The sequence below is a fragment of the Georgenia sp. X1117 genome (genome assembly GCF_057784635.1).
In genome coordinates, this window is sequence record NZ_CM173492.1 from 360,168 (window position 1) to 374,323 (window position 14,156).

Annotated in this window: 18 protein-coding genes; 7 read left to right on the forward strand and 11 right to left on the reverse strand. The window is 75.5% G+C overall.

What is annotated here, in order from left to right; all coding sequences use genetic code 11:
• Nucleotides 1–98: 98 nt before the first annotated feature.
• The 8 genes from AC3D3D_RS01580 to AC3D3D_RS01615 all read right to left on the reverse strand — a co-directional run bounded on the left by AC3D3D_RS01580 (nt 99) and on the right by AC3D3D_RS01615 (nt 6,257).
• Nucleotides 99–617 carry a MerR family transcriptional regulator gene (locus tag AC3D3D_RS01580; protein ID WP_463662329.1) on the reverse strand — a complete coding sequence of 173 codons (519 nt, stop codon included), beginning with the start codon at nt 615–617 and terminating at the stop codon, nt 99–101.
• 170 nt (nt 618–787) lie between these two features.
• Nucleotides 788–1,303 carry a bifunctional nuclease family protein gene (locus tag AC3D3D_RS01585; RefSeq protein ID WP_463662330.1) on the reverse strand — a complete coding sequence of 172 codons (516 nt, stop codon included), beginning with the start codon at nt 1,301–1,303 and terminating at the stop codon, nt 788–790.
• A gap of 120 nt (nt 1,304–1,423) precedes the next feature.
• Nucleotides 1,424–2,224, reverse strand: a complete 801-nt coding sequence (ftsR, locus tag AC3D3D_RS01590) for a transcriptional regulator FtsR (protein ID WP_463662125.1) — start codon at nt 2,222–2,224, stop codon at nt 1,424–1,426.
• On the reverse strand, nt 2,221–2,724 hold the full coding sequence (locus AC3D3D_RS01595; RefSeq protein ID WP_463662126.1) for an FHA domain-containing protein: 504 nt from the start codon (nt 2,722–2,724) through the stop codon (nt 2,221–2,223). Before AC3D3D_RS01595 ends, ftsR begins: the two co-directional genes overlap by 4 nt.
• A 118-nt stretch (nt 2,725–2,842) precedes the next feature.
• A complete protein-coding gene (locus tag AC3D3D_RS01600; protein WP_463662127.1) occupies nt 2,843–3,754 on the reverse strand; it encodes a DUF881 domain-containing protein in 912 nt (303 codons plus the stop codon).
• A gap of 8 nt (nt 3,755–3,762) precedes the next feature.
• Entirely contained in the window at nt 3,763–4,095 is a 333-nt protein-coding gene (locus tag AC3D3D_RS01605; protein WP_463662128.1) for a small basic family protein, read from the reverse strand.
• Nucleotides 4,095–4,976: a DUF881 domain-containing protein gene (locus tag AC3D3D_RS01610; protein ID WP_463662129.1), complete on the reverse strand. Its 882-nt coding sequence runs from the start codon at nt 4,974–4,976 to the stop codon at nt 4,095–4,097. Before AC3D3D_RS01610 ends, AC3D3D_RS01605 begins: the two co-directional genes overlap by 1 nt.
• Nucleotides 4,977–5,099: 123 nt before the next feature.
• On the reverse strand, nt 5,100–6,257 hold the full coding sequence (locus AC3D3D_RS01615) for a DUF418 domain-containing protein (RefSeq protein ID WP_463662130.1): 1,158 nt from the start codon (nt 6,255–6,257) through the stop codon (nt 5,100–5,102).
• Nucleotides 6,258–6,416: 159 nt separating this feature from the next.
• Between AC3D3D_RS01615 and AC3D3D_RS01620 the strand changes: the two genes are divergently transcribed.
• The 3 genes from AC3D3D_RS01620 (at nt 6,417) to AC3D3D_RS01630 (ending at nt 8,822) form a co-directional block, all read left to right on the forward strand.
• Nucleotides 6,417–7,034, forward strand: coding sequence for a nuclear transport factor 2 family protein (locus AC3D3D_RS01620; protein WP_463662131.1), 618 nt, complete (start codon nt 6,417–6,419; stop codon nt 7,032–7,034).
• Between the two features lie 50 nt (nt 7,035–7,084).
• A complete protein-coding gene (locus AC3D3D_RS01625; protein ID WP_463662132.1) occupies nt 7,085–8,080 on the forward strand; it encodes an ABC transporter substrate-binding protein in 996 nt (331 codons plus the stop codon).
• Nucleotides 8,081–8,237: 157 nt separating this feature from the next.
• Nucleotides 8,238–8,822: a biotin transporter BioY gene (locus AC3D3D_RS01630; protein WP_463662133.1), complete on the forward strand. Its 585-nt coding sequence runs from the start codon at nt 8,238–8,240 to the stop codon at nt 8,820–8,822.
• Between the two features lie 19 nt (nt 8,823–8,841).
• On the opposite strand, the gene AC3D3D_RS01635 is transcribed toward AC3D3D_RS01630, so the two are convergent.
• Nucleotides 8,842–9,525, reverse strand: coding sequence for a TetR/AcrR family transcriptional regulator C-terminal domain-containing protein (locus AC3D3D_RS01635; RefSeq protein ID WP_463662134.1), 684 nt, complete (start codon nt 9,523–9,525; stop codon nt 8,842–8,844).
• A gap of 78 nt (nt 9,526–9,603) precedes the next feature.
• Between AC3D3D_RS01635 and AC3D3D_RS01640 the strand changes: the two genes are divergently transcribed.
• From AC3D3D_RS01640 to AC3D3D_RS01655, 4 genes are all read left to right on the forward strand, one after another.
• A complete protein-coding gene (locus AC3D3D_RS01640) occupies nt 9,604–10,242 on the forward strand; it encodes a DUF4386 family protein (RefSeq protein ID WP_463662135.1) in 639 nt (212 codons plus the stop codon).
• A 47-nt stretch (nt 10,243–10,289) separates the two neighbouring features.
• Nucleotides 10,290–10,823 (forward strand): sugar O-acetyltransferase, encoded by a 534-nt coding sequence (locus AC3D3D_RS01645; RefSeq protein ID WP_463662331.1) that lies wholly within the window; start codon nt 10,290–10,292, stop codon nt 10,821–10,823.
• A 61-nt stretch (nt 10,824–10,884) separates the two neighbouring features.
• Nucleotides 10,885–11,262 (forward strand): ArsR/SmtB family transcription factor, encoded by a 378-nt coding sequence (locus tag AC3D3D_RS01650; protein WP_463662136.1) that lies wholly within the window; start codon nt 10,885–10,887, stop codon nt 11,260–11,262.
• The gene (locus AC3D3D_RS01655; protein WP_463662137.1) at nt 11,262–12,170 is read left to right on the forward strand and encodes a cation diffusion facilitator family transporter; all 909 of its coding nucleotides are present in this window, start codon (nt 11,262–11,264) and stop codon (nt 12,168–12,170) included. Before AC3D3D_RS01650 ends, AC3D3D_RS01655 begins: the two co-directional genes overlap by 1 nt.
• A 12-nt stretch (nt 12,171–12,182) precedes the next feature.
• Here AC3D3D_RS01655 and AC3D3D_RS01660 read toward each other — a convergent pair whose 3' ends face one another.
• Together AC3D3D_RS01660 and AC3D3D_RS01665 are read right to left on the reverse strand one after the other, a co-directional pair.
• Nucleotides 12,183–12,863 carry a response regulator transcription factor gene (locus AC3D3D_RS01660; RefSeq protein ID WP_463662138.1) on the reverse strand — a complete coding sequence of 227 codons (681 nt, stop codon included), beginning with the start codon at nt 12,861–12,863 and terminating at the stop codon, nt 12,183–12,185.
• The gene (locus AC3D3D_RS01665) at nt 12,860–14,026 is read right to left on the reverse strand and encodes a sensor histidine kinase (protein ID WP_463662139.1); all 1,167 of its coding nucleotides are present in this window, start codon (nt 14,024–14,026) and stop codon (nt 12,860–12,862) included. Before AC3D3D_RS01665 ends, AC3D3D_RS01660 begins: the two co-directional genes overlap by 4 nt.
• Nucleotides 14,027–14,156: the final 130 nt, after the last annotated feature.

The following is a 14,156-nucleotide window of genomic DNA, read 5'->3' on the forward strand; positions in this document are numbered from 1 at the left end:
CCGCTCGGGTCACATTCAGGTCACTCCGCGCGACATCGCCCGGGCAGATCTTCCCCGGGGCGCCCCCGGGCCGCGACGCAGCGGTCGGGTGGCGCGGGTCAGACCGCCTCGCGGCGGCGGGCCTGCCGGCGGCGGGAGAGCTCGTCGGGCTCGTCCGCGTTCTCCGCGCGCTCGGTGGGCAGCTCGGCGAGGCTGCCCTCGACCTCGCGCCACACGCGGCTCACGGCGATGCCGAAGACGCCCTGGCCGCCCTGGACGAGGTCGATCACCTCGTCGTCGGAGGTGCACTCGTAGACCGAGGCGCCGTCGGACATCAGCGTGATGCTCGCGAGGTCCTCGACCCCGCGCTCCTTGAGGTGCTCGATGGCGACCCGGATCTGCGGCAGCGAGACGCCCGAGTCGAGCAGGCGCTTGACCACCTTGAGCACGAGGATGTCGCGGAAGCTGTAGAGGCGCTGGCTGCCCGAACCGTGCGCGCCGCGCACCGAGGGCTCGACCAGGCCGGTGCGCGCCCAGTAGTCGAGCTGGCGGTAGGTGATGCCTGCCGCGCCGGAGGCCGTGGGACCGCGGTAGCCCGTGTCCTCGTCGATGTCCGGGAGCGTCTCGCCGAACAGCATGCCCTGGGCGAGCTGCGGGCCGCGCGCCTGTGCGCCGGTCGCTTCCGTGGGGCTCACGGTGGGCTCCGTTTCTCGTGGCAGGACCGGGCGCGTGCGCCCCGGTGATGATGTCACGCTAGGACGCCCGCACGGCGGGGTCAACGACGACGGTCGGCGGGTCGCGCACCAGTTTACGCCCGGTCGCCGAAGTCCTCCGGTCCGAGCCGGTCGAGCTCCCGACGCAGCTGGGCCACGGCGTCCTCGATCGCGGCTCCGTCGGTCCCGCCCGCGCTGCCGCCGTCGGGTACGGCCGTCCCCGGGCCCGTGCCCGCCACCGGCGTGGCGCCGGCCAGGAGCGCGGCCTCGCAGCGGATCGGGGCGTCGGCGCGCAGGGCGAGCGCGACCCCGTCCGAGGGGCGGCAGTCGATGCGTTCGCCGGTGGTCAGGGACAGCTCGGCGTAGAACACGCCGTCGAGCTGCTCGGTGATGAGGACCGCCGCGACCTCCGAGCCGAGCGCGCGCACCACCGAGAGCAGCAGGTCGTGCGTGAGGGGTCGAGGCGGGACGAGGCCGGCCTGCACCGAGGCGATCGCCGCACCCTCACGGGCACCGACCACGATCGGGAGGACCTGACCGTTCTCCCGGTCCTTGAGCATGAGCACGACGCGGCCGCCGTCGAGGGTGACCTCGACGCCCAGGACCTCCATCTCGCGCACGGCGCCAGCATAGGCGCTCGGGACCGCCGGTAGCAGGTTCCCGAGAGGCAACTGCCGGCCCGGGGCAGGACCGGGGCGACGGGCCTCGCCCGGGCCACGCCCGTGCGCCGCTCAGGCCTCGTCGAGGGCCCGCCGGAGCAGCTCGCCGTGCAGCTGGACGTAGAGCTCGCCCATCTCCCGTGCCCGGGCGTTGACCCGCTCGAGGTCGGCACCCGAGCGGCCCGAGCGCAGCGGCGCCACGGCAGCGGCGATGGTGCCCGCCTCCCGCTCGGCGGCCTGCCGCACGGTGCGCAGGTGGCGGGGGTCGACGCCGAGCCGCCCCAGGGCCACGGCCGCCTGGACCACCGCCACCGAGGACCCGGGGTGGCGCCCGCGCGCGTCCACCGGCACGAGGCCCGCCTCGAGCAGCCCCTCGACGTCGGCGACGCTGGCCCCCGTGGCGTCCGCGAGCTCACCGGTGGTCATGCGCGCGCCGCTCGGCGGTGCCACGACCTGCCCGTCGCTGGCCACGAGCCGCGCCAGGGTGGGGTCCTGCACCCCCCTGCCCGCGTCGAGGTCGTCGAGCTGGTCGCGGATGACGCGCAGCGGCAGGTAGGCGTCGCGCTGGGCGGCCAGCGCGAAGCGCAGCCGCTCGACGTCGGCGCGGGAGTACTTGCGGTAGCCCGACGGCGAGCGGTGCGGACGGACGAGGTCCTGGTCCTCGAGGTAGCGGAGCTTGGACAGGGTCATCGCCGGGAACTCCTCCTTGAGGATGGCGACGACCTGGCCGATGGCCATGACGGGCCGCCGGCTCACGTCGGGCGGCCAGCTCCCCGGCGTCGACGGACCGTCCGGGTCCTGCCCACCACCCGGGCCGGGGTCCCGCTCCTCGTGCGCGTCCCGTCCGGTGGCCCGGGACTGCGCGGCACTCACGCGCCGTGCGCCTCCTCCACCCGGGCCTGGCTCGGGTGGTAGGTCAGCCGGTACTTGCCGACCTGGACCTCGTCGCCGGCGCGCAGGCGCACGGAGTCGATCCGGGTGCGGTTGACGTAGGTGCCGTTGAGCGAGCCGACGTCGCGGACCTCGAAGCCGCCCTCCCTGCTGAGGAACTCGCAGTGGTGGCGCGAGACCGTGACGTCGTCGAGGAAGATGTCGGACCTCGGGTGGCGGCCGACCGAGGTGCTGTGCGCGTCCAGGAGGAACCGGGCGCCGGAGTTGGGTCCGTGCTGGACGATCATCAGCGCACTGCCCGGTGGCAGGGCGGCCACGGCCTTCGACTCCTCCGCCGACAGGCCCCGCAGACCGGGGTCGGCGGACGCCTCCTCGCCAAGGACGCCGAAACGGGCCGTGGAGTCGGCGCTGGTGCCGTCCTCCTCGAGGTGGAGCCGCGGGTCGTCCCAGGGCTCGGGGGCGGGAGGCGGAGGGGTGGACATCGGGATGCCTCCTTCGTCGGACGGTGAGCACGGCGCCGGTGTGGGCGGGCGTGCCCACCATCGTAGTCTGATCGTGACCTTCCATGTCACAGGGGTCACAGGGCCAGGTCAGCGGTGGTCAGTCCTGGACGACCCGCGACTCGTCGAGCTCCCGCGGCTCGGCCACCGACCATATCTCGAGGCGGTCGCTCTCGGTGATCGAGACGTCGGCACCGAGGCCGCGGGCGGAGGACAGGGCACCGCCGGGGATCTCGAGGGCCACCCGCATCGTCTCGGGGTCGCCGATCGCCCGGAAGACGTACGGCGGCTCGACGACGGTGCCGTCGATGATCATCCCGGCGCTCGCGCGCTCGACGTAGGAGGTCGCCGTCAGCCGGACCCCGCCGACCTCGATCGCCTCCGCGCCAGCATTGCGCAGCTCCTGGATCATCGTCACCATCGTCTGGGCCCGCATGCCGTCGTCGGGGTCCGCCACCGTGACGACCACGCCCGGCCCACCGGCCGGGACCGTGCCGGCGAGCACCCCCTGTGAACCGGCGAGCTCGGCGGCGGCCTCGGCGGCCGCCTGGGAGGAGTCGGCCGCGGTCCGCAGGCCGTCGAGCTCCGCCTCGAGGCGGTCCTGCTCCTCGACGAGGTCGATGTTGCGCCGGTCGAGCTCGTCCAGCAGCCGCACGAGGTCGTCCTGGCGCAGCGTGGCCAGCGGGTCCTCCTGCGTGTGGCGCACCTGCGCCACGAGAGCGATCCCCAGCAGCGCGCACAGCACGAGCACGAGCAGGTCCGACACGGGGGCATGCCAGCGTCGCCGGGGCCGGTCTCCCCCGTCGTCGGCCGCCTCCGCGGGGGCGGCGGGGCCGGCCGACCCGTCCGCAGGGGCCGCGGAGTCCTCCGTCTCGTCCGCAGGGGCCGCGGAGTCCTCCGTCTCGTCCGCACGAGCCGCGTGGTCCTCCGCTGGGTCGGCGGTGTCCTCGGCGGCGGCCGCGGACCTCTCCGCGTCCTCGCCCTGCTCCCGCCCGGTGCTCTCCTCGACCACGCCCGACCTCAGGCCTTGAAGATGTGCCGACGGATGGCGGCGACGTTGGAGAAGATCCGGATCCCGAGCACGACGACGATCGCGGTCGTCATCTGGCCGCCGACCCCCAGCTGGTCGCCGACGTAGACGAGGAAGGCGGCGACGACCGTGTTGAAGAGGAAGGAGGTGATGAAGACCTGGTCGTCGAAGACCCCCTGGAGCCGGGCTCGCAGGCCGCCGAGCAGGGCATCCATCGCCGCGACGACGGCGATCGGCAGGTAGGGCACGAGCCAGCCGGGCACGGTGGGGTCGAGCACGATCCCGATGACCACCCCGAGCGCCAGACCGATGACGGCGAGCATCAGCCCTCCTCCCCCGCGCCGTCGGCGCCGCTGACCCCGAGCGGCTGCGCGTGCACCGTCGACCGCGCACCCACGGCGGGGACCGTGGCCTCGTCCAGCTCGGCGTAGGCGACGCCGACCTCGTACCGGTCGGCGAGCCGCGAGAGGTGCTCGCCCGCCGTGCTCCCCCGCAGTCCGTCGCGCAGCGCGTCGTGGTCCCCGAGCGCGACGATCGTGTACGGCGAGCTCGTCGGCTCGAGGTTGACGAGGATCGCCCGGCCGGCGGCGCGCACGGCCGTCGTCGAGGCCAGGCGCCGCCCGTCGATGCTCACGGCCTCGGCGCCGGCGGCCCACAGCCCGTTGACCACCGTCTGGATGTCGGTGTCACGCACCCGGCCGTCGTCGGCGCCCGAGACCCCGGCGGATGCGTCCGCGGAGTCGGTGAGGGTGATCTCGAGCGCGGGCCCCACGAGCGAGTGCTGGGCGGCGCCGACCAGGGCGTCGTGCGCCTCGGCACCCACCGCCCCGGGCGCGTCGGCGACGACGTCGTCCCGCAGGTCGTCGACCTCGCCGGCCAGCTCGGCGTTGCCGTCGCTCAGGGCGTCGGCCGCCTCCTGGGCGCCGGCGATCTGCGCGGCCAGCTCGGCGCGCACCGGGTCGCGCCCCTCGGCGGGCGCCGCCAGCTCGCGGCCGGCCACGACGAGCCCGACGCCGAGCGCCACCACGGTGAGCACCGTCGCCGAGCGCAGCACCGGCCGGCTGCCCGTGCCCTCACGCTGGCGACGCGCGCTCGCCTCGGCGTAGCCGGCGTCGAGCGGGTGGTCGATGAGCGCGCGCAACGGCGACTCCCACGACCGTGCGCGCGGCTCCTGCCGCCGCCCCGAGCTGCCCCTGTCCGCCACCGGGCCACTGTAGGTCCGGGCGGCGCCGGTCCGGCCGCACCGCGCCGCAGCGCGGTCCCGGTGCCGCGCCCGGCACCGGTCCGGGAGCCGAGCCCGGCGACACGGCGGACGCCCGCCGCGCCCTCAGCGGTAGGTCCACCACCGCACGAGGCTCTCCACCGGCCCGCGCCGGCCGGCGGCGGACACGGCCGCGGCCAGCAGCACCGACGCCGCCCAGGCGCCCAGTGCGATCCCGGCCGCGCCCGCGGTGGAGACCGAGCCGCCCAGCCCCACCGGCCCCCACGGCACGACCACGACGACGAGGACGACGGTCTGCAGCAGGTAACCGCTCATCGACATCTGGCCCAGGGACCTGATCGCGGCCGCGACCACCCCGGGGCCCGCGCTCCCCGGCGCCGTGAGGCGGGCGGCGAGCAACCCCGCCAGTGCCGCGTACCCGATCCCGCCGGCGTATCCGCCGACGCCGTGCAGGAGCGACATCAGCGGAGCGAGCCCGGCCGGCGGGGGCGCGAGGACCCCGGCGCCCACCGCCGCGAACCACGCGCCGAGCGCGACCGCCGCGACGAGGCCGACGAGCGCGCACCGCCGCAGGAGCGCCCGGTGCTCGTGGGGCCGGTCCAGCACGCCGTACCGCGCGGCGAGCACGCCGACCGGGATCATCGCGCTCACGCCGATCGCGTTGGCCAGGACGCCCGCGGTGAGCCACTCGCCCGCGTGCTCCGCGACGGCGTCGGCGAACGTGGTGGGCAGGACCTGCGCGCCGGCGCCCATCGTGCCGCTGCCGGTGAGCAGCAGGGCGGTGAGCAGCGCGGCGCCCCCCGCCCAGGCGGCGAGGGCGGCGTCGTGGGCCCGGACCATGACACCGGGGAGCAGGAGGAGGTAGAGCCCGTAGGCGGCGAGGATCTCCCCGGGGAAGAACAGGACGCCGTGCAGGGCGCCGATCGTCACGAGCGCGAGCGAGCGGCGCCGCAGGAGGCCGACGACCGCGGATGGCGACACTCCGGCCGCGGTCCTGCGCAGCGCGAGCTGGCCCACCCCGTAGCCGAACAGCAGGCCGAAGAGCGGGTAGGCGCGGCCGTCGACCAGGGCGAGCTGGGCCCCGGTGACGAGCGCGTCGAGCGCGCCGGCGCCGTCGGGGTGGGGGTAGCCGCGCAGGCCGGCGTCCGGGACGTCGACGAAGGCCCGGACGTTCGCCAGGGCGATGAGCGCGAGCATCGCCCCGCGCGCCAGGTCGGGGGCGAGGACGCGGGCGGCGAGCGGCGTCGGACCGGGCGTGGCCATCGCGTCATCGTGGCAGAGCGCCCGCCCGGGCACCCGGCCGGTCCGCCGCCCGCCGTGACCGAGATGAGACGAACGTCGCGGACGGTGACCGTCTGTCGTCGGATACCCTCGGGAACCGGCCGGCACCGAGGACGCCCGGCTTCAGGACGAGGAGGTTCCATGCCCGTGGACGACATGCTCGCCCGCCTGCGCATCCGCGAGGTGGTGGAGAACTGGGCGCTGTGGCGCGACGCCGGTGACTGGGAGCGCTTCGCCACCGTCTGGCACAGCGACGGCCACATGACGGCCACCTGGTTCCAGGGCAGCGCGGCCGACTTCGTCGAGGCCAGCCGGGCGGGCTTCGACGCCGGGGTCTCCATCCTCCACTTCCTCGGCGGCACGACCGTCGACGTCGTCGGCACGCGGGCGATCGCCCAGACGAAGATGACGATCTCCCAGCGGGCGGACGTGCACGACGTGGCCGTCGACGTCGTCTGCACCGGGCGCTTCTACGACTTCCTCGCCGTCGAGGACGACGACTGGAAGATCGTGCGCCGCCAACCGATCTACGAGAAGGACCGCCTCGACGTCGTCGACCCCGCGAGCAGCCTGACGCTCGACGAGAAGGTGCTCTCCTCGTTCCCTGTCGGCTACCGGCACCTCGCCTACCTCCAGCAGGGCATCGGCCACACCGTCAAGGACGGCCTGCCGGGCCTGACCGGGCACGCCGTCGAGACCCTGACGGACGAGGGCCGCGCCTGGCTGGCCGGCTCCGCGACCCCCGGGCACCCCCGCTGACCCGGCCCCGCACCCCCGCACCTCACACCCCCGCACCCCCGAGGAGAACCATGAAGCACAGCACCCCCCGACGCCGGCCCGTGGCCGCGGCCGCCGCACTGACCGCCACCGCACTGGCCCTGGCCGCCTGCGGCGGCGACGGCGGCGAGGACGGCGGCGACGGCGAGGACGGCGGGCTCACCCCCGTCACCGTCGGCGTCATCCCGATCATCGACGTCGCCCCCCTGTACATCGGCATCGAGCAGGGCATCTTCGAGGAGCACGGCCTCGACGTGACCGCGTCGACCGGTCAGGGCGGCGCCGCCATCGTCCCGAGCGTGGTCTCGGGCGACTTCGACTTCGGCTTCGGCAACTCGATGTCGACCGTCATCGCCTCCTCCACCGGCCTGCCGCTGCAGATCATCGCCTCGGGCGTGTGGTCGACCGGGGACCCCGAGGACGACGCCTTCACCATCATGTCCACCGACCCCGAGATCCAGGGTCCCGAGGACCTCGAGGGCGCGACCGTCGCCACGAACACCCTCAACGCCATCGGCGACTCGGTCGTCATGGAGTCCGCGGAGCTCGCCGGGGTCGACCCGAACTCGATCGAGTTCGTCGAGATGCCCTTCGACTCCATGCCGGCCGCGATGGCCAACGGCGACGTCGACGCGGCCTGGATCGTCGAGCCCTTCATCACGGTCGCCGAGGAGGACAGCGGGGCGCACGTCGTCACCGCGGTGCTGCTCGACATCGCGGACGAGTGGGAGATCTCGACCTACTTCACCACCGACACCTACGCGGCCGACAACGCCGAGACGGTCGAGGCCTTCCAGACGGCGATCGCCGAGGCCAACGCCTACGCCCAGGAGAACCCGGACGCGGTGCGCGAGATCCTCACGACCTACCTCGAGCTCCCCGACGGGCTCGAGGAGCGCGTCACCCTGCCGGGCTGGCAGCCCGACGTCTCGCCCGAGACGGTGCAGATCTACCACGACCTCGCGGACGAGCGCGGTCTGCTCGCCGGCGAGGTCGACCTCGACGGGCTGCTCGAGCACGCGCAGTAGCGCGGCCGACGACGCCCGCGACGGGCCCCGGGCACTCTTCGCCCGGGGCCCGTCGTCGTCCGCGCGGCCGGATGGCGGGCGGGCGTCCGTGCCGGGGCGCGGACCTGGCAGGATGCCCTGGCCCGACCCGTCCGCACCGCCGACCCCTGGAGCTGAGATGACCACCGCCGCAGCGTCCCGTCGCCACCCCGTCCTCGCCGACCTCGTCCCCGGGACCGTGGTGCGCGACGTCGTGCTCGTGCTCACCGGCACGGTGCTGGTCACGCTGGCCGGGTGGGTGACGGTGCCGCTGCCCTTCACCCCGGTGCCGCTGTCGCTGGCGACCTTCGCGGTGCTGCTCACCGGCGCCGCCCTCGGGCCGGCCCGGGCGGCGGCGAGCATCGGCCTGTACGCCGTGGCCGGGACGCTCGGCGCCCCGCTCTTCGCCGACGGCGCCTCGGGCTGGGCCTTCGCCTCGTACGGCTACGTGCTCGGGTACCTCGTCGCCGCCGTGCTGGTCGGCGTGCTCGCCCGGCGCCGGGCCGACCGCTCGGTGCTCGGCACGGCCTGGCTCGCGGTCCTCTCCACGACGACGATCTACGCCCTCGGTCTGCCCTGGCTCATGGCCTTCCTCGACGTCGACCTGGCCACCGGCCTGGCGCTGGGCGTGGTGCCCTTCCTCATCGGTGACGCGATCAAGGCCGGCGCCGCCGCCCTGCTCCTGCCCGGCGCCTGGGCCCTGGTGGCCCGCTTCCGCCGCTGACCACCCCGGCACGGGCAGCTCAGCCGCGCAGCCCCGCCAGGCCGTCGAGGACGATGCCGAGCCCGACGGCGAACGAGTCACCGAAGGCGTAGCCCGGCCGGAGCACGTGCTCGCCGACGAGCTCGGCCATCCGCGGGTGGCGCTCCAGGGCCAGCCCGGCCGAGGTCTCCTCGGGGGCGTCGATTCCGGCGGCCCCGAGCTGGGCCTCCTGCAGCGCGAAGCCGTAGACGAAGGCGTCGAGCACGGCGTAGGCGTGCGCCGTGGCGCCCACCGTGAAGCCGTGCGTGCGCAGGACGTCGAGGACGTTCTCGTGGCGCGCCAGCGTGGCGGGCCCCGGACTGCTGCGAGTCTCCATCAGGGCGAGTGCCCACGGGTGGCGCCGGAGCGCGGCGCGCAGGGAAAGGCACCGCCGCTCCAGCTCGGCGCGCCAGGGCAGCGCCGGGTCCATCTCGATCACCTCGGCGAACACCTCGTCCACGATCGCGTCGAGCACCGCCTCCTTGTGCTCGAGGTGCCGGTAGATCGCCATGGGCCGCACCCCCAGCCCGCCGGCGAGCGAGCGCATCGTCAGCGCGCCGAGCCCCTCGGCGTCGGCGAGCGCGACCGCGGCGGCCACCACCTTCTCCTGGGTCAGCCGGGTGCGCCCCGCGACCGCGTCACCGCCCCCCGCACCCGGCCGAGGTGTGCGTCCTGCTCTCTCCATGCGTCCTCCTGGTCGACCCGCACGATCCTGCCGCACCGCGGCGTTGCGCCCTGCCAACCCTTAGTGTACTAAGTACACATGACCTCGAGCAGCGTGCTCCCGCCCCCCGTCCCGACGACCCCCTCCCCCGCACCGGCCACCGTCGCCCGCACGCCGGTGCGCACCGCCGCCCTCGTCGCCGCGGCCGGGCTCTCGGCGATGGCCGTCCTCTCCCCGCTCGCGGTGTTCCTCGCCCTGCCCGAGGGGCGCACGGGCACGGCAGGGGCGCTCATGGCCGTCGTCGCCGCGCTCGACGTCCTCGTCGCCCTCGCGCTCCTGCCGGTCCTGCGGCCCGCCGGCCGCTCGCTCGCCCGGACCGCCGCCGCGCTGCGCCTGGTCTACGCGGCCGGCCTCGCCGGGGCGGCCGGGGCGCTGCTCGTCACGGGCGAGGCCGCGCTGTTCGACCGCGTGTGGGACCTCGCGCTGGGCGTGTTCGGCCTCTCGCTGCTGGCCGTCGGCGCGCTGCTGTGGCGCCTGGCCGGCGCACCCCGCTGGCTCGCCGTCCTCGTGGGCCTGGCGGGGGCGGGCTACCTCGTCGACGCCGTCCTCGCCCAGGTGGTCGCCGAACCCGCCGTCGAGCTCGGCACGGTGACCTTCGTCGGCGAGGTCGCGCTCATCGTCTGGCTCCTTGCCCGCGGCGGACGGGCGCGCGCGGGTGCCGTACCGTCGGCCGGGTGACCACCAGCGGCAGCCACGACGACGGGGCCCGCACCACCCGCGAGCGCATGCGGGCGGGCGAGCCCTACGTCGCCGACGACCCCGAGCTCGAGCAGATGCAGGTGACGGCCCGGGCCCTCCAGGACGCCTACCTGCGCGCGCACCTCGCGGCCGACGGCACCGCCCCCGACCTGCTGCGGCGCCTGCTGGGGCACGTCGGCGAGGGCGTCGAGGTCCGCCCCCCGCTGTACGTGGACTACGGGGTGCACCTGAGCATCGGTGCGGGGACCTTCGTCGACTACCACCTCGTCGCCCTCGACGTCGCCGACATCACCATCGGCGAGGACTGCCAGATCGGCCCGAACGTCCAGCTGCTCACCCCGACCCACCCCGTCGAGGCGCAGCCCCGGCGCGAGAAGGTCGAGGCCGCCCACCCCATCCGCATCGGGGACAACGTCTGGCTCGGCGGTGGCGTCATCGTCTGCCCCGGCGTGAGCATCGGCGACAACGCGGTGATCGGCGCCGGAGCGGTGGTCACCGGGGACGTCCCCGCGAACGTCGTCGCCGTCGGCAACCCCGCGCGGGTCATCCGCGAGCTCTGACCCGTCCACGCAGGAGCCCCGCCCCCTTCTCGGAACCGTCACCGCCGCCTATCATCGCCATATGACGATCAATCAGGAGGCGGCTCCCCCGCCCGGCACGGCAGCCCCCTCCCCCGCGCACCTCGACCTGGCCGCCTGCCTGTTCCACGCGCTCGGCGACCGCTCCCGGCTGACGATCCTGCGCCACCTCCTGCTCGGCGAGCACCGGGTCGGCGAGCTCGTCGAGCACCTCGGTCTCGCCCAGTCCACCGTCTCCAAGCACCTCGCCTGCCTGCGCGACTGCGGGCTGGTCGACGTCACGGTGCGCGGGCGTTCGTCGGTGCACCGCATCGCCCACCCAGCGCAGGTCACCGGCCTGCTCGCCGCCGCCGAGGGCGTCCTGGCGCGCACCGGCGAGGCCGTCGCGCTGTGCCCCCGTCACCACGCCCCGGAGCCGTGATGTCCGGCCACCACCACGGACCACCGCCGACGGTGCACCCCGGCTCGCGCTACCGGGGCCGCCTCGCGGTCGGCTTCGCCCTCATCGCCGTCTTCTTCGTCGTCGAGCTCGCGGCCGGCCTCGTCTCCGGCTCGCTCGCGCTGCTGTCCGACGCCGGACACATGGCCGCCGACGTCGTCGCGCTCGGCGCCGCGCTGGCCGCGACCCGCATCGCGGGCCGGCCCGACACCACGGGCCGGCGCACGTACGGCAGCTACCGGGCGGAGATCTTCGCCTCGGGGTTGGCGGTCCTGCTGATGATCGGGGTGGGGGTCTACGTCGTCGTCGAGGCCGTGGGCCGGCTGGGTACCGCGCCCGAGGTCGACACCGGGCCGATGATCGTCGTCGGCCTGCTCGGCCTGGCCGTCAACGTCGTCGTCATGCTGCTCCTGCGCGACGGGTCCAAGGAGAGCCTGGGCGTGCGCGGCGCCTACCTCGAGGTGATGGCCGACGCGGCGGGCTCGGTCGGCGTCGTCGTGGCCGGCGTGCTCGTGGCCACCACCGGCGCGGCGTGGTGGGACACCGCCGTCGCGCTCGCCATCGGGGCGTTCATCGGCGTGCGCGCGGTCATGCTCGGCCGGCAGGTCCTCGGCGTGCTGGGCCAGCAGGTGCCCGAGGGCTTCGACGTCGAGGAGGTGGCCCGTGAGCTGTCCGCGCTCGACGGCGTCGAGGACGTCCACGACCTGCACGTGTGGGTACTCACCTCGGGGATGAACGTCGCCACCGCGCACCTGGTGGCCGGCCGCACCGACCGGCACGCGGAGATCCTCGACGCGGCCCGCGACCTCCTGCGCGAGGCCGGCGTCGAGCACGCCACCCTCCAGCTCGAGCAGGAGCCCTCGGCGCGCTGCCACGAGATCACCTGGTGACGCGCCGGCCGCTCACGCGTCGTCCGCCCCGGGCGCGACCAGCCCCGACTCGTAGGCGAGGACGACGAGCTGGGAACGGTCACGTGCACCGGTGCGGGCCAGCAGCCGGCTGACGTAGGTCCGGGCGGTCGCCGGGCTGATGTGCAGGCTCACGCCCACCTCGTCGTTGGACATGCCCCGTCCCACGCGGGCGAGGACCTCGCGCTCGCGCTCGGTGAGGTCCGCGGCCAGCTCGGGCCGTGTTCGTCCCGCGGTCCCGCGCGCGACGTGGCCGAGCAGGGTTCCGGCCACCGTCGGGCCGAGCAGCGACCCGCCCGCGGCGACCACGCGGATCGCGTGGCGCAGCCCGGCGGGGTCGACGTCCTTGAGCAGGTACCCCGCCGCCCCGGCACGCACGGCGTCGAGCACGTCCGCGTCGTCGTCGAAGGTTGTCAGCACGAGCACCCGGACCCCCGCGAGCTCCGGGTCCTGCGCGATGCGCCGGGTCGCGGCGATGCCGTCGAGGACGGGCATCCGGATGTCCATGAGGACGACGTCGGGGCGCAGCCGGCGCACGAGGGCCAGCCCCTCCCTCCCTTCCGACGCCTCGGCGACGACCTCGATGTCCCCGTCGTGCCGGGCCAGGGCGCGCAGCCCGGCGCGGACGAGCTCCTGGTCGTCGACGAGGACGACCCGCACCGCCGGGCCGGTCATGCCGCCCCCTCGGGCAGCGCGACGGGCAGGGCGGCGTCGACGACGAACCCGCCCGCCGACGACCGCGCGTCGAGCGTCCCGCCGAGCAGCCGGACGCGTTCGGCCATCCCGGTCAGGCCGTGGCCGGGGCCGCGGTCGGCGGGCGCCCCTGTGCCGTCGTCGCTCACGCTCAGCAGCAGCACCCCGTCCTTGACGACCCCCTGCACCCGCGCGAGCGAGGCCCCCGAGTGGCGCAGCACGTTGGTCAACGCCTCCTGCACCACCCGGTAGGCCGCGCCGTCGACCGGGCCCGCGAGCACCCCCTCCTCGATGTCGACGGAGACGTCGACCTCGAGACCGGTCGTCCGCGCCCGGTCCGCGAGGGAGGCGACCCCCGCCAGGGTGCAGGAGTCGCGCGTCCCGTCGTCCGCGCGCAGGACCCGGAGCAGGGCGCGCAGCTCGCCCAGCGACCGTGAGCTCTCGGTGCGCACGCGGGTCAGCGCACCGGCGGCCGCCTCCGGGTCGCCGGGGACCGCGTCGAGCCCGACGCCGGCGTGCAGCGCGATCACGGACAGGGAGTGCCCCACGGTGTCGTGGAGGTCCCGGGAGATCCGCTCCCGCTCCCGCTGGACCCACAGGTCCCGCTCGCGCCGGTGCTGCTCCTCGGTCAACGCCTCGATGTGCGCCCGCTGCGCGGCACGGATGCGCGAGACGTGCACGACGTGGCCCAGCGCCACCGCAGCGGCGACCAGCGCGAGGTTGGCCACCGTCTCGTGGCCGAGCACGTACCCGGCAGGCTGCGGGTCGTCACGCAGGCGGAACCCCTGGGCGACGACGAGGACGAGCGCTCCGGCGACCACCGCACTGCGGCCGGCCCCGGCCTCCGCGGCGGAGAAGAGCGCGGCCGCCACCGGCACGGCCACCCCGACGACCGGGAGCTCGAGGACGTAGTACGTGAACGTCAGGGCGACGCTGATCCACAGCACCGCCCGCGGGTGGCGACGGCGCAGGAGCAGCACCCCGCCCAGCGTTGCCGCGAAGAGGTACGCCACCGCGTCCGGCGCCGCCCCCGCACCGGGCTGGGCAAGCGCGACGACCAGCGCCAGCGCACCGGCGACGCCGAGCGCCACCAGCGCGTCCACGACCCGCGGGGCGGGTACGCGCCACGCTGGTCGCCCCGACATGTCGGCCACCGTAGGACGGAGACCGCGCGGGCGCCTCCTCCCCCGGTGCCGTGCGGAGTCGCCCCCCGACGACACCGGATGTCGCCTCCTGCGGGGGCGCGTCGGGAGCAGGGACGGACGCGCGTCCCGG